Source organism: Ruegeria sp. C8 (genome assembly GCF_056537565.1).
Window position 1 is genome coordinate 33,163 of record NZ_JBQFRV010000021.1, and the last position, 22,788, is coordinate 55,950.

Annotated in this window: 17 protein-coding genes and 1 pseudogene; 7 read left to right on the forward strand and 11 right to left on the reverse strand. The window is 59.6% G+C overall.

All coding sequences use genetic code 11. The features are described from left to right. Positions 1–5 precede the first annotated feature (5 nt). Positions 6–1,040, reverse strand: coding sequence for an ACP S-malonyltransferase (locus ACR0KL_RS20415; RefSeq protein ID WP_170681424.1), 1,035 nt, complete (start codon positions 1,038–1,040; stop codon positions 6–8). After that, positions 1,037–3,229, reverse strand: a complete 2,193-nt coding sequence (locus ACR0KL_RS20420) for a dehydrogenase E1 component subunit alpha/beta (protein WP_480777445.1) — start codon at positions 3,227–3,229, stop codon at positions 1,037–1,039. Before ACR0KL_RS20420 ends, ACR0KL_RS20415 begins: the two co-directional genes overlap by 4 nt. A gap of 144 nt (positions 3,230–3,373) precedes the next feature. On the opposite strand from ACR0KL_RS20420, the gene ACR0KL_RS20425 reads away from it, so the two are divergent. Beyond that, complete coding sequence (locus tag ACR0KL_RS20425) at positions 3,374–4,270, forward strand: LysR substrate-binding domain-containing protein (RefSeq protein ID WP_170681420.1); 897 nt, start codon at positions 3,374–3,376, stop codon at positions 4,268–4,270. A 143-nt stretch (positions 4,271–4,413) separates the two neighbouring features. Here ACR0KL_RS20425 and ACR0KL_RS20430 read toward each other — a convergent pair whose 3' ends face one another. The 3 genes from ACR0KL_RS20430 to ACR0KL_RS20440 form a co-directional block, all read right to left on the reverse strand. Continuing rightward, on the reverse strand, positions 4,414–5,571 hold the full coding sequence (locus ACR0KL_RS20430; RefSeq protein ID WP_170693109.1) for an acyl-CoA dehydrogenase family protein: 1,158 nt from the start codon (positions 5,569–5,571) through the stop codon (positions 4,414–4,416). Between the two features lie 80 nt (positions 5,572–5,651). Next, a complete protein-coding gene (locus ACR0KL_RS20435) occupies positions 5,652–6,236 on the reverse strand; it encodes a TetR family transcriptional regulator (protein ID WP_170693111.1) in 585 nt (194 codons plus the stop codon). A gap of 64 nt (positions 6,237–6,300) precedes the next feature. Next, positions 6,301–6,567, reverse strand: a complete 267-nt coding sequence (locus tag ACR0KL_RS20440) for a hypothetical protein (protein WP_170693113.1) — start codon at positions 6,565–6,567, stop codon at positions 6,301–6,303. A 208-nt stretch (positions 6,568–6,775) separates the two neighbouring features. On the opposite strand from ACR0KL_RS20440, the gene ACR0KL_RS20445 reads away from it, so the two are divergent. The 4 genes and pseudogenes from ACR0KL_RS20445 (at position 6,776) to ACR0KL_RS20460 (ending at position 13,763) form a co-directional block, all read left to right on the forward strand. Further along, complete coding sequence (locus ACR0KL_RS20445) at positions 6,776–9,247, forward strand: heavy metal translocating P-type ATPase (protein WP_480777446.1); 2,472 nt, start codon at positions 6,776–6,778, stop codon at positions 9,245–9,247. Then, a complete protein-coding gene (gene cueR, locus ACR0KL_RS20450) occupies positions 9,244–9,633 on the forward strand; it encodes a Cu(I)-responsive transcriptional regulator (RefSeq protein WP_170484511.1) in 390 nt (129 codons plus the stop codon). The genes ACR0KL_RS20445 and cueR overlap by 4 nt, the downstream gene beginning before the upstream one ends. A gap of 24 nt (positions 9,634–9,657) precedes the next feature. Next, positions 9,658–10,596, forward strand: a pseudogene (locus tag ACR0KL_RS20455) (NAD(P)-dependent oxidoreductase); the annotation flags it as partial. Between the two features lie 101 nt (positions 10,597–10,697). Continuing rightward, complete coding sequence (locus ACR0KL_RS20460; RefSeq protein WP_480777447.1) at positions 10,698–13,763, forward strand: aminotransferase class III-fold pyridoxal phosphate-dependent enzyme; 3,066 nt, start codon at positions 10,698–10,700, stop codon at positions 13,761–13,763. A gap of 40 nt (positions 13,764–13,803) precedes the next feature. On the opposite strand, the gene ACR0KL_RS20465 is transcribed toward ACR0KL_RS20460, so the two are convergent. Both ACR0KL_RS20465 and hemP read right to left on the reverse strand, forming a co-directional pair. Beyond that, complete coding sequence (locus tag ACR0KL_RS20465) at positions 13,804–14,280, reverse strand: hypothetical protein (protein ID WP_170681405.1); 477 nt, start codon at positions 14,278–14,280, stop codon at positions 13,804–13,806. Continuing rightward, positions 14,277–14,444 carry a hemin uptake protein HemP gene (gene hemP / locus ACR0KL_RS20470; protein WP_170681403.1) on the reverse strand — a complete coding sequence of 56 codons (168 nt, stop codon included), beginning with the start codon at positions 14,442–14,444 and terminating at the stop codon, positions 14,277–14,279. The genes ACR0KL_RS20465 and hemP overlap by 4 nt, the downstream gene beginning before the upstream one ends. A 219-nt stretch (positions 14,445–14,663) precedes the next feature. On the opposite strand from hemP, the gene gph reads away from it, so the two are divergent. Next, on the forward strand, positions 14,664–15,347 hold the full coding sequence (gph, locus tag ACR0KL_RS20475; RefSeq protein WP_170681401.1) for a phosphoglycolate phosphatase: 684 nt from the start codon (positions 14,664–14,666) through the stop codon (positions 15,345–15,347). A 251-nt stretch (positions 15,348–15,598) separates the two neighbouring features. Here the strand turns inward: gph and dld are convergent, their stop codons facing one another. The 4 genes from dld to ACR0KL_RS20495 all read right to left on the reverse strand — a co-directional run bounded on the left by dld (position 15,599) and on the right by ACR0KL_RS20495 (position 21,696). Next, entirely contained in the window at positions 15,599–17,287 is a 1,689-nt protein-coding gene (gene dld / locus ACR0KL_RS20480) for a D-lactate dehydrogenase (protein WP_170681399.1), read from the reverse strand. Positions 17,288–17,303: 16 nt separating this feature from the next. Further along, positions 17,304–18,455 (reverse strand): alpha-hydroxy acid oxidase, encoded by a 1,152-nt coding sequence (locus ACR0KL_RS20485; RefSeq protein ID WP_170681397.1) that lies wholly within the window; start codon positions 18,453–18,455, stop codon positions 17,304–17,306. A 12-nt stretch (positions 18,456–18,467) separates the two neighbouring features. Further along, on the reverse strand, positions 18,468–20,531 hold the full coding sequence (locus ACR0KL_RS20490) for a TRAP transporter large permease subunit (protein ID WP_170681395.1): 2,064 nt from the start codon (positions 20,529–20,531) through the stop codon (positions 18,468–18,470). 115 nt (positions 20,532–20,646) lie between these two features. Then, positions 20,647–21,696, reverse strand: a complete 1,050-nt coding sequence (locus ACR0KL_RS20495; protein ID WP_170681393.1) for a TRAP transporter substrate-binding protein — start codon at positions 21,694–21,696, stop codon at positions 20,647–20,649. A gap of 313 nt (positions 21,697–22,009) precedes the next feature. On the opposite strand from ACR0KL_RS20495, the gene ACR0KL_RS20500 reads away from it, so the two are divergent. Further along, positions 22,010–22,783, forward strand: coding sequence for a FadR/GntR family transcriptional regulator (locus ACR0KL_RS20500; RefSeq protein WP_170468578.1), 774 nt, complete (start codon positions 22,010–22,012; stop codon positions 22,781–22,783). Positions 22,784–22,788: the final 5 nt, after the last annotated feature.

Sequence of the window (22,788 nt, forward strand, 5' to 3'; positions counted from 1 at the left end):
AGAGCCTAGCCTGTCGCCAACGCCCTTTGATCCTCGCGTCCCATGGCCACTAGAATCGGCGTGTCCTCTTGCCGCGCGGTGAATGAGGTCTTGTCAGTCATGCCGCTCCACCCCGCCATGGTCAGAGCCTGCGCCACCGCGCCGCCCAGTGTCGCCCCCGGCCCCGTCACGATGAACAGGTCCGGTGCGAACTCTCGCGCGGCGGTTTGAATGGCGTGGGTGAAATCGTAGGGCTCAGTCACCTGATGGCCCAACGTATAGTCCCACAGCGCCTCGGTATCGGTGGCGCCCGGCCACCAGATCTTGCCACGCCCGTCGATCATCGGGTGGCGAGGCTGGCCGAACATATCGGGTTTCAGCCGCGCCCGACCTTCGGCGGCAATCGGAGCCTGCGGAGAGGTATGGAACGCCGCATGGTTTGGCAGCCGCATGGGAAAGCGGTCGTGAACGGTGGGATGAGATGCCTCAAATGCGGCCAGACCAGCCTCATTCCCGGCCAGCACCAGCATACCGCCCAGATCAATCGACAGCGCCAGATCCTGTCCCTCGACCGCGTTGATGTCAGAGACGTCCTGCAACAACGCCTGTTTCTGGTGCGCGCTGTCGACCCAGCTGTCATCGGTGAAGGGATAGACCAACTGCCCGCCGATCAGATGTTCCTGCATCAGAGTGCCCATGGTGTTCACCACACGGAACCCGTTTTCAGCGCTCAGCGCGCCAGCGGCGGCCAGCGCGATATACCAACCCATCGAGTTGCCCGTCACGGCCACCACCTCAATATCATCCGCCAGCGACTGCGCATCCGCCAATGCCGCGGCATAGATCAGGGGCGAGGCCACATCGCCGCGCGAATAGGTACTGACCGCAAAGCGCGCGGCCCCGTCCAGCGCGGTTACCCCCTCTTGCCCGGCATCGGCGCGCAGGGCATCAAAGCGCTGGAACATCGGCATCTTGTCCGCATGGTGGCGGTGCAGATAGCCCAGCTCGGGCTTGTTATAGGTGCCCCGACCGGGGCAGATCACGACAGCTGTTCGGGTCATTTCCGCACTCCGGTAAGATTCAGGGCCGCAGCGACGATACCGTCCCTGGACGGCAGGGGCGCGGCATAGGCCGGGCCGGTCGCGATAAAACAATCCTCAGCCACAACGCGGGCGACCCGCGTCTGGGCGCTTTCTTCGCGGAAGAGAGTCATCAGCCCCTCGGACTGGCTACCTGTGCGGCGGCATTCGTCCACGATCAGAACATGCTTGCAGTCCCTGGTCGCCTCTAGCAGCGCCTCGGCCGGTAGTGGGGCCAACCAGCGCAGATCGACGATGCGAGCGTTCACCCCGGCCGCCGCCAGCTCAGGCAGCGCCTGACGCGACAGGTAATGGCCATTGCCATAGGTTACGATGGCCAGATCAGTGCCGTCACCATGGATACCGACCTCGCCCAGCGCAATCCGCCGGTCGGGCGAGGGGTAGGTCGTCATCCAGCCCCCGTCCTGCGCCGTATTCAAATCCCGCATGGGATAGAGCGCTATCGGTTCAAGGAACACAACGACCCGCTGCTCTTCCCGCGCCAGCCGCACGCATTCGCGCAGCATCTGTGCCGCGTCTTCCCCGGTCGAGGGGCAGGCAATGATCACACCCGGAATGTCGCGCAAAACGGCCAGAGAGTTGTCGTTGTGGAAATGCCCTCCAAAGCCTTTCTGATACCCAAGCCCAGCAATTCGCAGCACCATCGGGTTGGTGAATTGCCCGTTCGAGAAGAAGGGCAAGGTGGCAGCCTCGCCGCGGATCTGATCCTCGGCATTGTGCAGATAGGCGAGGAACTGGATTTCGGGGATCGGCACAAACCCGTTATGGCCCATGCCAATGGCGAGGCCGAGGATCGACTGCTCGTCTAGCAAAGTGTCGATCACACGGTCCTGTCCGAACCGCTGCTGCAGCTTCTGCGTCACGCCGTAGACACCGCCTTTGCGGCCCACATCCTCGCCCATACAGACGATCTCGCCATGTTCCAGCATCAGATCGGCCAGCGCCCAGTTGATCAGGCGGCTCATGGGCTGCGGGTCGGACATCGCGCGCATGTCGCCCCCGAACGCCTTTGCCCGCGCATCCGCACTGGGGCCGTTCGTCGGCTTGCAGGTGCGTTTGGGCGGGATCAGGCTGGCCATGACTTCCTGCGCGGTCGACAAATGCGGGCGCGTGGCAGCCTCGGCGGCAACACGATCCGTTCGGGCGCAGCTGTTCTGGTAGATTTTCAGCGCCTCACCTGGAGCCAACGCCCCCGCCTGATCCAACAGGCGAACGGAATGGAGAAGCGGATCATTTGCCTCATCCGCCTCAACCTCGGACTTGCTGAGATATGTTGTCGGCACATCCGCCCCGGCATGGCCATAGAGGCGCACGGTCCGCAGGTGCAGGAAGGCGGGCTTACGTCGCGAACGGACATAATGCGCGGCTTCTTGAGCCACGGCGTAGGTCTCGTAAATGTCCAGCCCGTTGGCCTGAAAATACTTGATCCCCGGACGATGCGCCATCGACGCCTCGATCCAGCCCTTGGGCGTTTTCACCGAGATCCCGATGCCGTTGTCCTCGCAAACGAACAGCAAGGGCAGCGGTGTGGATTGCACGCTGGTCCAACCCGCCGTATTGATCGCCCCTTGCGCGGTCGAGTGGTTGGCCGAGGCGTCCCCGAAGGAACACATGGCGATGCCATCCTCGGGCAACACCCGATGCTCGGGGTCATGCCGCCGCGCGGCCCCCAACGCATAGGCCGCCCCAACCGCTTTGGGCAGGTGGCTGGCAATAGTCGAGGTCTGAGGCGGGATCATCAGAGCCTTGGAGCCAAGCACCTTATGACGCCCGCCCGAGGTCGGATCCTCTTTCGAACAGGCAAAGCTCAGCAGCATATCCCAGGCGATCTGTTGGCCCGGAACCTGCTCAGAACGAGCAATCTGGAACGCCGCATCGCGGTAGTGCAAAAAGGCGATATCCGTCGGGCGCAAAGCGTGGGCCACGGCAGCCATGCCCTCATGACCCGATGAGCCAATGGTATAGAACCCCTGCCCCGCCTTCTGCATCGCCCGGCTGGTGCGATCCAGCGCCCGGCTGAGGACCTGCGAGCGGTAAAGTGACACCGCATCTGCATGGCTCAGCCCGCCGACCGGAGGCGCACCTTCGGGAAAATCCCGGTTTGCCACGCGGGACAAGAAATTCTCATGGACGATCTGCGCGCGATCCATAGCTCGGCCTTTTCAAATAGTGCGGGGCTGTCCGCGGGTCTTGTTTTCGAACGGCGCGGGCGCGCGCGTCACAGGCCAGTATATCCGGCTGGTGTCCGCAAAAAGCCAGTGATAATCAAACCCAAAGGTATGAGGAAATGTAATATGATCGCGCCCCGACGCTTTCTTCCGTCGATTTCATCCCTGCTCGCGCTTGAGGCTGTGGACAGGCTGGGCAGCGCATCCGCTGCGGCCGAGGAGCTATCGCTGACCCAAAGCGCCATCAGTCGCCAGCTGAAAACGATGGAGGAGCAGTTGGGCATCGAACTGATCCAACGCGCCCAGATGCGGTTGCACCTGACCCCGGCCGCGCAAGAATATGTCCAGACGGCCCGCACGGCCCTGCACCAATTGGCGCAGGCGTCGCTGAAACTGAAGGCCAACCCAACCGGAGGGTCTCTCAACCTGTCCATCCTGCCGGCATTCGGGATGCATTGGTTGGCCCCGCGCCTTCAGGACTTCGCCCGCAATCATCCCGAGGTGACGGTCAACCTGAACACAAGGCTGCGACCCTTCGACTTCGAGACCGAAGCCTTTGACGCAGGTTTTCACTTTGGTCGCCAGAACTGGAGCGGTGTGAACTACCTAAAGATCATGACAGAGTATGTCGTACCCGTCTGCGCCCCTGACCTTCTGCCCGACCAGAGTGATCAAATCGACTGGCTGGAAAAGGCGCCCCTATTGCACATGGAAACCCGCCCCGACGGCTGGGAGCGCTGGTTTACCGCTCAGGACCATCCTGCAAGCGGGTCGCGTGGGATGCTGTTCGATCAGTTTTCAACGATGATACAGGCCACGATCCATGGGTTGGGCGTTGGCTTGTTCCCAAGCTATCTCGTCGAAGAGCACCTCAAAACCGGCCGCCTTGCCTTGGCGTGGGATGGGCCAGAGGTCAGCTTGGGCGCGTACTATCTGGTATGGCCCAAGAACAGGATTGAGTCCGAACCGCTGAAGTCATTTCGAGCATGGCTCGAACGGCAACTGGACCCGGAAATCATATAGATATCCGAACAAGCCGCCAACCGAAAAACTGCGCGGCCAAAGGCCTTGCGTCTTGCGGACGGCAGGGGACCGGGCAGGCGTGGCTGCCCGGCCCAAAGGGAGGAGATGTTCCGACATGAACTTCAACGACGGGCGGGAGAACCTCAGACGTCGATCGAGCGCGCGATGAGTTCCTTCATGACTTCATTAGTGCCGCCATAGATCATCTGCACACGGGCATCGGCATAAAGGCGGGCGATCGGGTATTCCATCATGAAGCCATAGCCGCCAAAAAGTTGCAGACACTCGTGCATGATCTCGTTCTGGACCTCAGACCCCCAGTATTTGACCATGGACGCGGTGGCGGCATCCAACTCGCCCGCATCCAACTTGCCAATGCAATCATTCACGAAACTACGCAGCACTTCCGCCTTGGTTTTGCACTCGGCCAGTTTGAACCGCGTGTTTTGGAAATCCATGACGCGCTGACCAAAGGCCTTGCGCTCCTGCACGTATTTCACTGTCTCAGAGATGGCGAAATCAATCGCGCCCAGTGCCATGATGCCGATGGTCAAACGCTCCCACGGAAGCTGTTTCATCAACTGGTAGAACCCCTGCCCCTCATCCGGGCCGAGCAGATTGGTCATCGGCACTTTGACATCTTCAAAAAACAACTCGGCGGTGTCATTGCCCTTCATACCCAGCTTCTTGAGGTTGCGCCCGCGCCGGAAACCCTCGGCCCCGTCCGTCTCAACCACAATCAGAGATACCCCCTTGGCACCCAAGGTCTTGTCCGTCTTGGCGGCAACGATGATCAGATCCGCGCTCTGACCGTTGGTAATGAAGATCTTAGACCCGTTCAGGCGGTAGGAATTGCCGTCCTTTTCAGCCGAGGTCCGCACCGCCTGCACATCCGAGCCTGTGCCCGGCTCGGTCATGGCCAAAGCCCCTACCATCTCGCCCGAGGCCAGCTTGGGCAACCAACGCTGTTTTTGGTCTTCGCTGCCATAGGCCGTGATGTAGTGCGTCACGATTGACTGGATCCCATATCCCCATCCGGCGTCCCCACGCGCCGTCTGTTCGTACAGAGTGACCGAGTCAAAACCCATGTCCCCGCCGACGCCGCCATATTCTTCCGGGATCGCACCCGCCATCAGACCGGTTTCCCCGGCTTTGTGCCAGAATGCACGGTCTACGATGCCATTCGCGGCCCAGGTTTCCGCGTTGGGGACCAGTTCATCATCCAGAAACCGCCCTGCCATTTCGGCAAACATCCGGTGTTCGTCAGTGACCCAGGCTGCGGTCGAGGTAAAAAGCGACATGTGGTATTCTCCGATCAGGTGTTACCTGAAAGGCTATCGCGGCACCGTAGATAGGCCAATCCACGTAACGCCGCGTTCCGTCAATGCAACGCAGCGTTCTTTCGGCTCAGCGCAGCATCCAGCAGCATTTGCGCTGCGGCCTTTGCGTCTTCAGCCGGATTGCCGTTTTTCAACAAAACGGCCGAGACGATCGCGCCCTCTTGCAGCAAGACGATCTGACGGGCCAGAAGCTCTGGCGCATGTGCGCCGGATCGGCGCGCCAATGAGGTCAAGTGTTCCAAAATAACCCGTTTATGTTCTGCTGCCTGCACGTGGATCGGATGGCTGGCATCCTGATACTCGGCCGCGGCTTTCAGAAACATGCATCCGCGGAAATCGTCCTCTTCGAACCATTCTTTAAAAGCATCAAAAGTGGCAATCAATTGCCCGGCTGGCGTGTCCGCCAGCTGCTCAACCCGTCGCAGGATCCGATTGCGGAAACTCTCATCCCTTAGGCGTAGAACGGCCAGGATCAGATCTTCCTTGGTGCGGAAGTGTTTGTACATCGAGGTCTTGGACACTCCGGTTTCCACCACCAGTTTATCCATGCCGGTCGCGTGAAACCCGTCTCGGTAGAAGACCTCCATCGCTTTGCGCACCAGTTCATCGCGTTTGTTAGGACGCATCAGAAAGCACCTGAGTGTACCGGGCTGTACATTTCTATCCCACTTCCATTGCGGTTTCTTCACGTCACTGAATGTCGTGAACCCAAAGCATCACAACGACTTCACTTTTTTGCAACGTGAGCTCTTGCAAATCATAGCCAGTGAGAACACTTTTTAAAGAGTAACCGATCTGTACACCCAAGGATCTGACGATGAAACGCCGCTCCAGCTTTGTAGCCCCGCGATATGTGCCGATCATTTTGGTGCTCGCTTTGCTGACTGCGGCGGTGACAACATGAAAGGGCAGTAGTATGATACGCTCAGCTTTGCAGATCGCCTCGGCGTTGATCATCGGATCTGCCTTTTTGTTCCTTGTTGTGCTGTTTGGCTTCTTTGCCTCACCCAATGCGGTGCGGTCGGCCCCCGAGAGCCCCAATGCCCAAACCTTGCTTGAAAGCCTATTTCGGCGCGAGGGCCGCTAAAAACCACGCAACACCTCTTGACCTTCCCGTCACTGGAACCCCCATGTGGTCGGTAAGATATCTGTCGGGATGAGTCGCATGACCCAGAGCACTCAATTGAAAATCACGGGCATGAACTGTGCCTCTTGCGTTGGGCGCGCCGAGGCTGCCTTGCAGTCTGTCCCCGGCGTACAGGACGCCTCGGTCAATTTTGCGACCCAGACGGCTCAGGTTACGTTTGACGGACCGGTTTCGGCCCTCAGTGATGCATTGCAGGCCGCCGGCTATCCTGCGGCAATGCATCAGACCGCTTTACAGATCACCGGGATGAATTGCGCCTCTTGCGTGGCCAAGATCGAGCGCACTCTGAAAGACAGCCCCGGCGTTCTTGAGGCGAGTGTGAACCTTGCCAACCAAAGCGCATCGGTCACCTACATCGAGGGCGCGACCACGCCGCAGGCGCTGGCACAGATCACAACTCAGCTTGGGTTTCCCGCGCAGCTTAAGACATCTCCGGGGTCGGAAACCCGATCCGATGATACGCCGGATGAGGCGCGCAACTTGAAGCGTGCGACAGTGCTGGCCGCTATTTTGGCCCTGCCCGTATTTGTTCTCGAGATGGGCGGGCACATGGTTCCAGCCTTCCACCATTGGGTTCACGCAACCCTGGGACAGCAGAACAGTTATCTGATCCAGTTTGCCCTGACCACCGCACTGTTGATTGGCCCGGGACGTGTGTTCTACGCCAAGGGCATTCCGTCGCTGTTGCGCGGGATGCCGGACATGAATGCTCTGGTCGCTTTGGGGACGGGGGCGGCCTATCTGTTCTCCATCATCTCGACTTTCGCGCCCGGCCTGCTGCCGCAGGGTACAGCGAATGTGTATTTTGAGGCCGCAGCCGTGATCATTGTTCTGATCCTTCTGGGCCGCATGATGGAGGCGCGCGCCAAAGGCAAAACCGGCGCGGCAATCCGAGCGCTGATCGGGCTTCAGCCCAAAACCGCGCGCGTCGAACGAAACGGAGCAGCAGAAGATCGCCCTATTGCCGAAATAGCGGTGGGTGACCTGCTGCAAATCCGTCCCGGAGAACGCGTTCCGGTGGATGGAGATATCCTCGACGGAACCTCTTACGTCGATGAAAGCATGATTACGGGAGAGCCGGTGCCGGCTGGCAAATCCGCTGGCGACCCGGTGGTGGGCGGCACCGTGAACGGAACCGGCGCGCTGCGTGTGCAGGCGACTCGCGTTGGGGCGGACACGGTTCTGGCCCAAGTCATCTCGATGGTGGAACAGGCGCAGGGGGCCAAACTGCCCATCCAAAGCCTTGTCGACCGGCTGACCTATCGCTTTGTTCCTGCAGTGATGTTGGTGGCGGCTTTGACCATCACTGCTTGGCTGATCTTCGGGCCTTCTCCCTCATTGCCGCTGGCACTGGTGGCCGGGGTATCGGTCCTGATCATCGCCTGCCCCTGCGCCATGGGTCTAGCCACGCCGACCTCGATCATGGTGGGAACAGGCCGCGCGGCGGAGTTGGGTGTTTTGTTCCGCAAGGGAGATGCGCTGCAACACTTACAGCAGACCAAGGTCATCGCCTTCGACAAAACCGGTACGCTGACCCTCGGGCGCCCCGAACTAGATCACGTGACAACCACCAACGGCTTTGAGCGGGATCAAGTCCTACGACTGGCCGCCGCGATCGAGGCGCGCTCGGAACACCCTATTGCTACTGCGATCACCCGCGCCGGGCCTTCTGATCTGCCCGAGGTTTCTCAGGTTCAGTCCCTCACCGGTCTTGGCCTTCAGGGCCGCGCAGAGGGGCACGACCTGCTGATTGGCTCATACAAATTGATGCATCAGAAGGGTGTGGATATCTCGGACCTGAAACCAGACGCCGATGCAAGGGCCGCGCAGGGCGCGACCCCACTATTCTTGGCCATTGATGGGGTGGCGGCAGCGAGTCTGGCTGTATCGGACCCTATGAAACCGGGCACGGCCGAGGCGCTGGCAAAACTGCACAATATGGGCCTGACGCTTGCCATGGTAACCGGAGATAACGCGCAAACGGCGCAAGCGATGGCAGACAGGTTGGGCCTTGATCACGTGGCCGCCGACCTGCTGCCCGGTGACAAACAGAAAACGCTAGAGGGCTTGGGCCGCGAATTCGGCGCGCTCGCCTTTGTGGGCGATGGGATAAACGACGCACCGGCACTTGCGGCAGCAGATGTCGGCGTCGCGATTGGTACCGGAACGGATGTCGCGATCGAGGCCGCCGATGTGGTTCTGATGTCCGGCGATCTGCGCGGCGTCGTGAACGCAATCGACATCAGCCACCGGACCATGCGCAACATCCGCCAGAACCTCGGATGGGCATTTGGCTATAACACCTTGCTGATCCCGGTGGCCGCCGGAGTGTTGTACCCCTTTGGCGGGCCATTGCTGTCCCCGGTGCTTGCGGCGGGCGCGATGGCCCTGTCCAGCGTCTTTGTCGTAACCAATGCGCTGCGTCTGCGGTGGGTCCGCCCCAACGTCGCGGAAGGCGCGCAAAAAACCGCGAAGGAGGCCCACGCATGAATATTGGCGATGTCTCAACCCGCACCGGACTGCCTGCGAAAACGATCCGCTACTATGAGGATATCGCGCTGATCAAACCTCTGCGCGATGACAACGGCTATCGTCGGTTTCGCGAACAGGACATCCACAAGCTGACTTTTCTAGGCCGCGCCCGCGCCTTGGGGTTTACCATCGAAGACTGCCGCACACTGCTGGCGCTCTATGAAGATGAAAGCCGGGCGAGCGCAGATGTTAAGCAAGTTGCGCGGGATCATCTGGCGCAGATCGACGCAAAAATCGCCGACCTCAAGGCGATGCGCGACACGCTGAGTCATTTGATCGAGGCCTGCGCCGGAGACGACCGACCGGACTGCCCGATCCTGAAGGATCTAGGCGGGAACAGCTAACACGGGGTTGCCCTTTCGCGCAGGCTTTGCTTTGTCAGTGCCAAACACTCCGGCAATCAAGCAATGCCGGTCAGCGGAGAGGATCATCCCATGGCAAAAGTCGCTTTTCTTGGTTTGGGTGTCATGGGTTATCCCATGGCTGGGCACCTTCAGGCTGCAGGTCATCAGGTTACCGTTTACAATCGGACCGCTTCCAAGGCCGAGGCCTGGGTGGCTGAGCACGGCGGAGCAATGGCGACGACCCCCAAAGGTGCTGCGGAGGGAGCCGAATTCGTCATGTCCTGCGTTGGCAATGATGACGACCTGCGGATGGTCTGCACCGGTGCGGATGGTGCTTTCGCCGGGATGTCGGATGGCGCGATCTTTGTGGATCACACGACCGTCTCGGCCAAAGTGACGCGCGAGCTTTACGAAGCGGCTAAAGGGCAAGGGATCTCTTTTGTTGATGCGCCGATCTCCGGCGGTCAAGCCGGGGCCGAGAATGGCGTGCTGTCGATCATGTGCGGCGGCGATCAGGCGGTGTTTGATGCGGCAGAGCCGATCATGCAGGTCTATTCGAAAATCTGCCGCCGGATTGGCGACAGCGGTGCCGGTCAGATGACCAAGATGTGCAACCAGATCGCGATTGCCGGTCTGGTTCAGGGCCTCAGCGAAGCGCTGCATTTCGCCGAAAAGGCCGGTCTGGACGGGCGCGCGGTGGTTGAGGTGATCAGCCAAGGCGCGGCAGGTAGCTGGCAGATGGCAAACCGGTACGAGACTATGCTTGACGACCATTTCGACCACGGTTTTGCGGTAGACTGGATGCGCAAGGATCTGGGCATCTGTCTCGACACAGCCAATGAGACGGGCGCGTCCTTGCCTGTCACGGCACTGGTGGATCAATTTTACAAGGATGTGCAAAAACTTGGTGGTGGGCGGTGGGATACCTCGTCGCTGATCAAGCGGTTGCGGGCGTTGGATTAAGGGGGCTGTCTGCCCCCTCTTGGCCCTGTGGGCCAATTCACCCCCGAGGATATTTTTAGCCAGATGAAGAGATCCGCGTTGCGCGGCGGATAGGGATGGGAATGAAAGACATGAGTGATTTCTGGGCAGATGCCCTGCGCAAGTATTGGGGGCTGGATGCCCGTCTGACACGGCTGGACGGAGAGTATGACCTGAACTTTCTGGTCGAAGCAAAGAACGGTCAGGATTATGTTCTGAAAGTCATGCGCGCGGGGTGCGAGCCAGAGTTTGTCGACCTTCAAGTCAAAGCGCTCGAACATATCGCGGCTGGGGCGCCGGGGCTGCCCTTCCCCAAGGTATTCCCCTCGCTGGATGGTGCTGTCCTGCCCGAGATCGAAGATCAGGACGGCCAACCGCGCCTGGCTTGGTTGTTGGAGCGCCTTCCGGGCCAGTGCTACGCCAAGGTCGAGCCGAAATCCGAAGACTTGATCCTGAAACTCGGACGCGTTCTTGGCGCGACTGATCGCGCTCTGGCCGGGTTTGCGCATGACAGCCTGCAGCGGGACGGTTTCAAATGGGACCTGATGCAAGGCGATTGGATCGCGGATCAACTGGGCGCGGTCAGCGACCCGTCCCGCCGCGCGCTGTTGGGCGAAATTGTGCAGGGTTTCACTGCGATCTCAGATGCGCTGAACAGCCTGCCCACGCAAGCCATTCACAACGACGCCAATGACTACAACATTCTCGTCGAAGGAGAGCTGAGCGAACGTCGTACCGTATCCGGCCTGATCGACCTGGGCGACATGTGCGCCGCGCCGCGCGTATGCGAGTTGGCCATTGCCGGGGCCTATATCGTTCTGGATCATCCGAAACCCGAACGCGCGCTGGCCGCTCTGGTCCGAGGCTATCACGCCGCCAATCGGCTGAGCGCAGCGGAGGTCGATCTGATTTGGCCCCTCTTGCGGATGCGGCTGGCGGTGTCCGTGGTGAACTCGACCCTGATGGCGGCGGAAAACCCTGACGACCCTTATGTGACCATCAGTCAGGCCCCGGCCTGGCGGTTCCTTGAGAACGAAAGCGTCAATGGCGGCTTGATGTCCGCACGCTTGCGCAGCGCCTGCGGCTTGCCGGTGGTCGATGGGGCCGAGCGCATTCACGCCTACCTCTCCGACCATCGCGGCCACTTTGCCGAGATGTTTGGCCAGGACCTGAGCGATGTGCCAATGGGCTCTCTCTCCGTTGAGAACTCCACCTGGCCGCAGAACCCGTTTCACATGCCGCTCGAAGAAGCCGCGCGGGTGGGTGAGGAATTTGGTGAGGGCCTGTGGCTGGGCTATTACAACGAACCCCGCCTGATCTACGCCGAGCCCGGGTTCCGCAAGGGGCCGTGGAAAGCCTCGGACAGGCGCACGGTGCATCTGGCCGTGGATGTCTTTGCGCCCGCCGGCACCGTTTTGCACGCCCCGATGAGCGGTCGGGTCGAAGTGGTCGAGAATCGCGACAGCCATCTGGACTATGGCGGGGTGGTGATCCTGCATCATGAAACGCCCGAGGGGGATCCGTTCTATACGCTCTACGGTCATCTGGACCCAGAGGTTTGCGATCGTCTGAAACCGGGCGATCCGGTGGCGCAGGGCGCTGCGTTCGTGCGGCTTGGGGATGCATCGCAAAACGGTGGTTGGGCCCCGCATGTGCACTTCCAACTCGCCCTGACAACCGACGGCATGGAGGCTGACTGGCCCGGCGTCGCCGATCCCGATGAACTGGAGCTGTGGAACGCGGTCTGTCCGAACCCGGCGGCCTTGCTGAATCTGGCCGATGACAAGGTTTGCTATCAGCCGACTGACAAACAGGCGGTTCTGCAGGGGCGTCACGATCATTTTGGCGGCAACCTGAGCCTGACCTACAATGACCCGGTCATGTTGGTGCGCGGTTGGAAACACCACCTGTTCGACGAGTGGGGCCGCCCCTATCTGGACGCCTATAACAACGTCCCGCATGTGGGCCATGCCCACCCGCGTATTCAAGCCGTCGCGGCGGATCAGCTGAAGCGGATGAACTCGAACACCCGATACCTGCACCCGGCGCAGACCGCGTTTGCAGACAAGGTTCTATCGAAACTGCCGGATCATTTCGAGTTCTGCTTTTTCGTCAATTCAGGCACCGAAGCCAACGAATTGGCCCTGCGTCTGGCCCGCGCCCATACCGGCGCCAAGGGGATCGTGACCCCCGATCACGGCTATCACGGCAACACGAACGCGGCTGTGGCGATCTCGGCCTACAAGTTCAACAAACCCGGCGGAATCGGTCAGGCTGATTGGGTCGAGTTGGTTGAGGTCGCGGATGACTACCGAGGCTCGTTCAAACGTGACGACGCCGACCGCGCGCAAAAATACGCAGATCTCGTGGACCCGGCGATAGCTGCTCTGCAGGCAAAGGGTCAGGGCGTGGCCGGTTTCATCGCCGAGACCTTCCCCTCGGTCGGTGGGCAGATCATTCCGCCGAAAGGCTATCTACCTGCAGTGTATGAGAAAATCCGCGCGGCTGGCGGTGTCTGTATCGCGGATGAGGTCCAGACCGGGCTTGGACGGCTGGGCGAGTACTATTTCGGTTTCGAACACCAAGGCGCGTTGCCCGATATCGTTGTCATGGGCAAACCGATCGGCAACGGTCATCCGCTGGGCGTGCTGGTCACTTCCAAGGAAATCGCCCAGAGCTTTGACAACGGGATCGAGTTCTTCTCGACCTTCGGCGGCTCGACCTTGTCCTGCCGCATCGGAAAAGAGGTTCTGGACATCGTCGATGACGAAGGCCTGCAGGAGAATGCCCGCGTCATGGGCGACCGTCTGATGGAGGGCCTGCGTCAAATCGAATCCGAGTTCGGCTGCGTCGGTGACGTGCGCGGGATGGGTCTGTTTCTAGGGGTCGAACTGATCAATCCGGATGGCTCGGAAGGGACCGAGATCTGCAGTTTTGTGAAGAACCGGATGCGCGATCATCGCATCCTGATCGGAAGCGAAGGCCCGAAAGACAACATCCTGAAAATCCGCCCGCCTCTGACCATTGAGGCCGAGGATGTAAATATGATCCTATGGGCGTTGCGCGATGTCCTGAAAGGTGTCGGCGACTATACCCCTGCCCCGGTTTGCGACCACGACCACCATCACGCAGGATGTGGCTGCTGCTAAGTAGAAACCCCGGCGCAACCGCCGGGGTTTCATTTGCCGATCAATGCAACACGGCCGAGGGGGTCTGATGACCGGTTGTCGGCATTGGAATGGCGGCTGTCATGCGGCGCAAGGCCATCCCCAGCTCCTCTGACAAAGAGGCAAGCGCCGGCGCAAAATCCGGACGCACTATTAGTGAGGCCATCATCATTGCGTCTTCTCGCGCGCCTTCCGATGCAGCCGCAATCATCTGGGCAAAACAGTTCTCATCCGCGCCCAGACAGGCACATCCTAATCCATGCCGGATCAATGGACGGCGGCCGTGGCTGGCGCAAAGCGAGCATAGACGATCCAAGGTCAGCATCGCGGCGCGCCCCTGATCTGCGCCCAAGGCGATGTCGAAATCACTGGCAGCATCTGCGCGGCCTCTGGCACCTTCGCTCCAGAGGCGCAGATACATCACCGCGCCTGCTTCGATTGGGGCAAGGTCTGTCAGACGGCCAACCGCTGCGCCACCCCGGGACGACGGGCTGCTCATTTTGTCAGGATCAGTTTGCCGGCACGGGTGATGCGCAGCGTATAAAGCTGATCACCCAGTTCGATATGGGCGAGATTGCCGCCTTTGGTCAGCTCTTCGGCCTTGTGCGAAGGCAGCGCGGATACGGCAAAGGACTGGGTGGCAATAGGGGTCTGCGCGTTCATTTGACAACTCCGGAGTATCTCAGGCATGGGCCTGATCTGTTCGCTTTCTCAATGACCTAGCTGACCCGAGTCCGGGGTGGCTGTCGGCTTCTATGCTTATTCTGATTATTTTAGTAAGAATTGTCAAGTCACGCATTTGCGCATGCAGAAAGATGCCGTGTTGCGCCTTCCTGGCAGGCGGGTTAGGCCTGAACGCATAGGCAAAACACTGAGGTCACAATGGGCGCGGCAATTGTATTTGATCTGGACGGAACTCTGGTCGACAGCCTGGGCGACATCGTTGCAGCCGCGAACCAGACGCTGAGCGATCTCGACTTGCCCCCTCTGCCGCGCGAGGTGATCGGGCGATTCGTCGGCAATGGCCTGCCCAAGCTGGTCGAGCGTATGATCCGGCACTGCGAATTGCCCTTGGACCGTCACGAAGAGCTGACGAAAGTGACGCTCGCGCACTACACGGCAGGTGCCAGCAAGACGACGGTGCCCTATCCCGGCATTCCTCAGGCTTTGGCCATCTTGCAATCGCAAGGGCACATACTGGGCGTCTGCACCAACAAGCCCGAGGCACCCGCCCGGCATATTCTCGACGTACTGGACCTGTCGCAATACTTCGATGCGGTTCTGGGTGGCGATAGCCTGACCACCAGGAAACCCGACCCTCAGCATCTATTTGCAAGCTTTGACGCATTGCCAGCTCATGGGTCGCGTGTTTTCGTGGGCGACAGCGAGGTGGACGCAGAAACGGCCGAGCGCGCCGAGATCCCCTTTCTCCTGTTCACGCAAGGCTATCGAAAGTCGCCCGTGACAGATATTCCGCACGACATCGCCTATGACAAGGCGGACGAGATTCCGCCCCTGGTCGCGCAGATGGTGCAGATGGTGCAGATGTCTGCTCAGCTGAAATAGGCGCCAGAGCATACCCTGAAAGTTATTGAGGGGCCGGCCGAGGGGGTATGGACCAGCCCCTCATCGGGGAAACTCTGTGTGGCCTTTTGGGGCCAGTTGTTGTCCCTTGTTTAGCGAGACGCGACAGATGGCGAAATTGGGGGATTCCCGTAGGGCTGGATTTTTTTGCCTCAACGCAGCAGAGAAACCTGCGCTTGACCTCAGGTTTGAGGGGCGATCAGTGCCCTGACCAAACGTAACATGCGTCCGAGTTATTCGGGCTCCGCGTAGTTCCGAGCTTTAGACATTTTGCCAATCCCCGGATTGAAGGAATTGGTCGGATCACAGCATTTGTAATGGGCGGCCAGATCAGGCTTGGCCTTGTACAAATGCCCCACATTATGTTCAGCCGGGTATTCCGCGCCGCGCGTGTCGAACAACTCCAACATTGCGGCTTTCAAGGCCATTGGGTCCGCGCCTTTTTTGACCACGTAATCCTGATGCATCACGTGGCACATGAAATGACCGTAGTAGAGCTTGTGGACCAATTGGCCCTCAATCTCGGGCGGAAGCGTCTCAAGCCAGTCCTGATCGTTTCGCCGTAAAGCTACGTCGAGCGCAATGATGTCTTCCACCTCATTGCCGTGCAGCGCCATGTACCTGACGGCAGCCCCAGCTGCGGCAAAGCGGTGCAAGCCCGCGATCTTGGCCTCGCGCGGGTTGCACTCAAAAGCATCGCCGTCGCGATCTTTCAGGAATATGGGTAGCCATTCGGCAGCCTCCGCAATCCCTTCGTTCTTCATCTTCAGGATCAGATGGTGCTCGTAGCGGTCGCGAAACGCGACCATCCGTTTCGGCAAGATACGCGGCCAGAGTAAGACCGCCATCTGCATGAAGCGGTCGGTAAAGTTCCGCAGGAAGGGAATTCGGCGCAGGCGGGCATCCACCGCGCCTTTGAGCGCAAAGAACATCGGCAGCCGGTCGGTGCCTAGTTTGTCGATCATCACGACCGTATCCTTGCCGTATCGCGCCGTAATATCGAAGACCTCGCGCTGCATGTATTCGGCGGACACCGGCAGCGACTTGAATTCCGACAGGATATGACGGCGCAGCGCGGCCAGATCATCGGGGCTGTTTGTTCCGATGTAAAAGACTTGCTCGGCCTCGTTCTTGGGGAACGTATCAAGCCGGACGGCAAAGACGGCCAGCTTGCCAGCCGAGCCAGCGGATTCGAACAGCTTGGCCTTGTCCGCGTTGAACCGCGCAGGCGTTTCGGCGTAGACATCACGCACGATCTGCGCGTAGTCACTGGCCGAGGCGCGTTTGTTCGTGGCCCCCGGGTTCCGGTCGAACGTACCTGCGTCGAGATTTGCCAGAATCTCTTCCGGCGTGTCGCCCAGATCAATTCCCAGATGGTTGACCAGCTCCAGCTCGCCCTTCTCGGATATCCGCGCGTGGACGGAGAGTTCCGTGTAAACAGGGCCGCGTTCCACCAGTGACCCGCCCGAGTTGTTGCAAACCCCACCCACAATCGACGCGCCGATACATGAGGAGCCGATCACCGAATGCGGCTCTCGCCCCAGTGGGGCCAACAGTTTTTCCAGCGCAAACAGGGTAGCGCCGGGAAAGCTGACGATCTGCTTGCCATCGTTCAGCGGTACCAGAGTGTCCATGCGGCGCGTGTTGATCAGTACCACGTCCCGGTCATAGCGGCCCGAGGGGGTCGACCCTTCGGTCAGGCCGGTGTTGGCCGCCTGCATGATGACTATCTTGTCGGCTGCAACGCAGGCCTCCAGGACCTTCCACTGCTCAAGAAGGCTGCCGGGCTGGATGACGCACAACGCCTCGCCCTCGCCCGAGCGGAAACCACGCCGGAACCGTTCCGTCGCGCGTTCACCAGTCAGGACATGCCGCGCACCAACAACAGAGCGGAAATGTTCAATCAACGCGTCATTGGTCATGGCATCCCTCGTGTCTTTATGCGGCGCGGAAACGGATATTCTCGCGGCTCAGTTGGTCTATTCTGGTCACACCCATCAGCTTCATGTCGCGTTCGATCTCGGCCCGCATGAGGCCGAGCGCGCGTTCGACACCCGGCTGGCCAGCGGCGGCCAGAGGATACAGGTACTGACGTCCAACACCGACCGCTTTCGCGCCGATCGAAAGCGCCTTCAGCACATGGGTGCCGCGCTGAATGCCGCTGTCCATGATCACGTCCAGCTTGTCGCCAACCGCATCTACGATCTCGGCCAGTTGATCAAACGGCGTGCGTGAGCCATCCAGCTGCCGCCCGCCATGGTTCGATAGAATGATCCCGGTACAGCCAATCTCGGCCGCGCGTTTGGCATCTTCGACGGTCATGATCCCCTTGAGGCAGAACTGACCATCCCAATCGCGCACCATCTGCGCGACGTCATCCCAATTCATCGACGGGTCCAGCATTTCGGTGAAATAGCCGCCGATCGAGCTGGCACCGCCACCCATATCCACATGCTCTTCCAATTGCGGCAGGCGGAATTTTTCGTGGGTGACATAGTTGATCCCCCACATCGGCTTGATCGCAAACTGGATCATACCGCCCAGTGTCAGGCGGAACGGGATCGAGAAACCGGTGCGCAGGTCACGCTCGCGATTGCCGCCGGTGATGCTGTCGACAGTCAGCATCATGACCTCGACCCCAGCCTCTTTCGCGCGCTGCATCATCGCTGCGTTCAGGCCGCGATCCTTGTGGAAATAGAACTGATAGACCTGCGGGTTCTTGTGCTTCTTGCGTAGCTCTTCAAGCGAGACAGTGCCCAATGAAGACACCCCGAACATGGTGCCATATTTCTCGGCCGCTGCCGCCACGGCCCGTTCGCCCTGATGGTGAAACAGCCGCTGCAGAGCGGTGGGCGAGCAGTAGAACGGCATGTCCAGCTTTTGCCCCATCACGGTGACTGACATGTCCACGTCCTTCACCCCGCGCAGTACAGACGGCAACAGATCGCAGCGGTCGAAAGCGGCGGTGTTCTGGCGATAGGTCACCTCATCATCCGCACCGCCATCGATATAGTTGAAGATCGGCCCCGGCAGGCGGCGCTTGGCCAGCTGCCGGAAGTCATGAAAGTTATGGCAATGCTTGAGACGCATAACGTGATCTCCTTAGTACGCCACAGAGGGCAGCCAGGTGGCGAGTGTCGGCCATAGGAAGACAAGCGCCAATCCGGTCAGTTGTAGCAGCACAAAAGGGATGATGCCTTTGTAGATATGCATCAGCTTGATCTCGGGCGGGCAGACACCTTTCAGGTAGAAAAGCGCGAAGCCAACCGGCGGAGTCAGGAAGCTGGTTTGAAGCGTCACCGCCACCAAGATCACAAACCAGACCAGTGCGGGTTCATCCAGCACTCCGAAGCCCGGAATGTCGATGCCCAGGCCGTTCACGATCGGTCGCATCAGGGGCAATACGATCAGGGTGATCTCGATCCAGTCCAGAACAAAGCCCAGCAGGAATACGATGAACAGGATGAACAGGACCGTGCCATTGGCACCGAAGCCGGTGGATTGGACCACGTGCTCGATCAGTTCATCGCCGCCAAGTTCCCGCAGAACATAGGAGAATACCGTCGCGCCAAGGAAGATCGCGAAGATATAGGCGGTGGTGTTGAAGGTCGAAACCAGCACGTTCCACATTTTCGCGAAGGTCAGCTTGCGATATCCCAGCGCCAGCATCGTCGCGCCCAAGGCGCCGATGCCAGAGGCCTCGGTCGGGGTGGTCAGACCTCCGAAGATCGAGCCCAGAACCGCGAGGATCAACAGCAGCGTTGGAATGACCGCGATCAGAACGTCTTTGACTGCGTCCCAGTCGGGCGCTTTTGCCCCTTCGGGCACGGGGGCCGCGTCGCGCTTCACCTGTGCGAGGATGAAGATATAGGTCAGGTATAGCCCCCCGATGATCACACCGGGAAAAACAGCGGCCATGAACAGGTCGCCGACGGACAGAGCCATCTGGTCGGCCATGATCACCAGCATGATCGAGGGTGGGATCAGGATACCCAGCGTTCCCGAAGCAGAGACCACACCTGCCGCCAGTGTCGGCTGGTATTTCTGCTGCATCATCGACGGCAAAGACAGCACGCCCAGCAGCACTACGGAGGCCCCAATAATACCGGTCGAGGCCGCCAGTATGATCCCGATCAGGGTCACGGTGATGGCAAGACCACCCCGCACGGTGCCGAACAGGCGCTGCATCGAGGTCATCAGACGCTCGGCCACACCGGATTCGTCCAGCATCAGGCCCATGAAGATGAACATCGGCAGCGCGACCAGAACCGCGTTGGACATGGTCGCGTAGACCCGGTTCACAACTGCGCCGAGGGTCAGGTAGTCGAGTCCGGTAAATGTGCTCTCCAAACCGGTCCACAGCATCAGGTCATTGTCGAACAGATATGCGAGACCACAGTAGGCGACGCCCACACCTGCCAGCACCCAAGCCACCGGATAGCCGGTAAAGAGCAACGCGATGAAGGTCAGGAACATCGCGATGACCAGCTTTTCCTCGGTCGTTTCAACCAGGAAGGTCAGGCCCACACAGACGGCGGCGAACACAGCCAGCACCAGCAGGATACGACGCAGCGGAGCGCCCTCTCGTTCCGAAGCCGGCCCGTACATCAGTGCGTGCCCGTCGTGGATCAGCCGCGCCAGAGCAGCCAGCGCCAACAAAACAAAGCTGATCGGAATGACCGCCTTGAAAGCCCAACGCGCAGGCAGACCAGTGGGGCTGTCCGAGCGTTCGTTGACGCGGAAGCTTTCGTAGAAATAGTCATAGCCCTGATCGATCATCAGATAGATGAACGGGGTCAGCAGGGTTAGAATGCCGATCACCTCAATGATCCGCTGCGCCCGGCGGGACAATTGCATGTGCAGCACATCAACGCGTACGTGGCTGTCCGTGATCAAGGCATATGAGGTGCCGATCATCGTAACGATGCCATAGAAGTGCCACTGGATCTCATCCAGCTTGGGGTAGTTCTGGCTGAGCAGATAGCGCAACGCGACCTGCGAGAAGATTGCCGCCATCAGCAGAACATTCGCCCACATGACGACATGGCCAACAGCCTTGACGCTGGTATCAATGGCTACGGCGATCTTTTGGCGGTCGGTATCGGGATGCTCCAGGATGCCTTCATAGGCCTCAACCGGATCTTTGGTGGTATTTGGATTGCTCATGGTCATTCCTCGCCCGGCAGCCCTGTGCAAGGGCGGTGAAAGTTTGGAAAAATCCGAAGATCAGAAATCGACTGGGGCAGCAGTGCCCGCTGCCCCAGAGACGTCAGTGAGGAAGTTACTGACGTGGGAGGAAGGCGTTGGTCTTCCAGAGGTTGTAGCCGTCGCGGAACTCGGTCATGTCGGCCAGAACCTTGGCAAAGAAGGCGTCATTTGCGGCCTCTTCGGCGGCGACCTCTTCCCAAGTGCTGCGGAAGGTCTCCAGCATCTCGGGCGACCACTGCTTGAGGGTGACGCCGTTGTTTTCAACGTTGTCGATCAGAGCCGCGTGCTGGATCGCTTCACCTTCGGCAAAGCTGTCGGCCATCGAAGCCTTACAGGCGTTTTCGATGATCGCTTTGTGCTGCTCACTGGTCTCTGCCCAAACGTCCTTGTTGATCATTAGCTCGAAAACGGTCGCTTGCTGGTGCCAGCCGGGGAAGTAGTTGAACTTGACCAGCTTGTGGAAGCCCAAGCGCGCATCGATCGCAGGCATCGAGAATTCGGTCGCGTCGATCGCACCTTTTTCCAGCGCCGGGAAGATCTCACCACCGGGCAGCAGCGAAGTTGCAACACCCAGCTTCTGCATCACCTTGCCGCCCAGACCAAAGAAACGCATCTTCAGGCCGCTCAGGTCTTCGGGTGAGTTGATTTCAGTCGCGAACCAGCCCGAGGTCTCGGGGGCAATGACAGCGCAAGGGATCACGTGGACGTTGTAGCCCGCCTGATCATACATCTCTTGGTACAGCGTCATGCCGTTGCCGTAGTAGAGCCACGCCATGTATTCGCCCGCCTCCGGGCCGAAAGGAACGGCCGAGAAAAGCGGAGCAGCCGGGATTTTGCCCGCCCAGTAACCGGCGGTGGTGTAGCCCGAGTTGATCTTGCCAGTCGAAACCGCGTCCAGAATTTCGAACGGCGGAACAAGTTTGCCCGGCTCATACACCTTCATCTTCAGCGTGCCGCCCGACATCAGGTCCAATTGCTCTGCAACGCGCGGGATTGGCGAACCAAGACCAGGCAGTTCGGTCGAGAATGCAATCGGGGTTTTCAACAGCAGCTTATCTTTAGCAACCGCAGGTGCGGCCATCAGGCTGGCGGCTACGGCAAGGCTCGTCAGGGTCTTTTTCATAATGTCTCCTCCTGGGTGGGTCGGGCATCTGCCTCAAACACAAACGCAGACCCTTGCGGGTTTGCATTAGTGGTTCATTAACTTTACCAATGTTATTCAGTCAACAATTTTGTTTACCATTGGATCTGCAGGAATGTCCCTGACTGGGCACACTCAGTTTCGATAGATTGCTAAACATTTTCTGGAATTCTTATTTGATTGAACGCGTTAAGTTGCAATTTCATGCTGGAACTGAATGCTTGAAAAACGCACCAATATGGTTACATTTATTTACCAATATATCTCACCTCGGCATCTTACTTAGGTATATCCCATGAACACCAAGGCGATTTTTGAACCGGTCGGACACGAATCGCTGGCCGATGCCGTGGTGGCGCAGATCGAAGACCTCATCGCGTCGGGCATTCTGAAACAGGGGCGCAAGCTACCGTCCGAGCGGGATCTGGCGGAAATGCTTCGGGTCTCACGGCCAAAGCTGCGCGAAGCACTGGCCGTGTTGGAGGAACGCGGGCTGGTCACCACTCAGCATGGTGAGGGGACTTTTGTCGCCGCCCTGACCGGGCAAGCAATGTTGCCGGCCCTTCTGGCGCTCTACGAACGGCACGAGCCTGCCTTTTTCGACCACCTGGAGTACCGCCGAGAACAAGAAGGCTTCGCCGCCCGCCTTGCCGCCCGCAGGTCCACCAAGGCCGACAAGGAGAGGATCGCCGAAATCCTCGACGAGAATGTTCGGGCGTGGGAGGCGAACGATGCGCAAGCTTCACGCGAAGCAGATTTCGCCCTGCATGCTGCAATCGTCGACGCCAGCCAGAACGCCACTTTGATCCATATGATGGCTTCGATCTACGAACTGACCAAGCGAGGTGTTTTCTACAACCGCAGTTTTCTGAAATCGATTGACGGTTCGGGCAAACAGCTGCTGGATCAGCACCTTGCCCTGGGCCAAGCCGTGATTGACGGAGACGAAAAACGCGCCGAACAGGCCGCACTGGACCATATCGACTTTGTCGAGCGCTCCTTCCGGACGGGGATCGAACAGCAGCGCCGCGAGGTCATGGCCGAGAAACGGCGTCTTCTGTCGCGCTAGACATT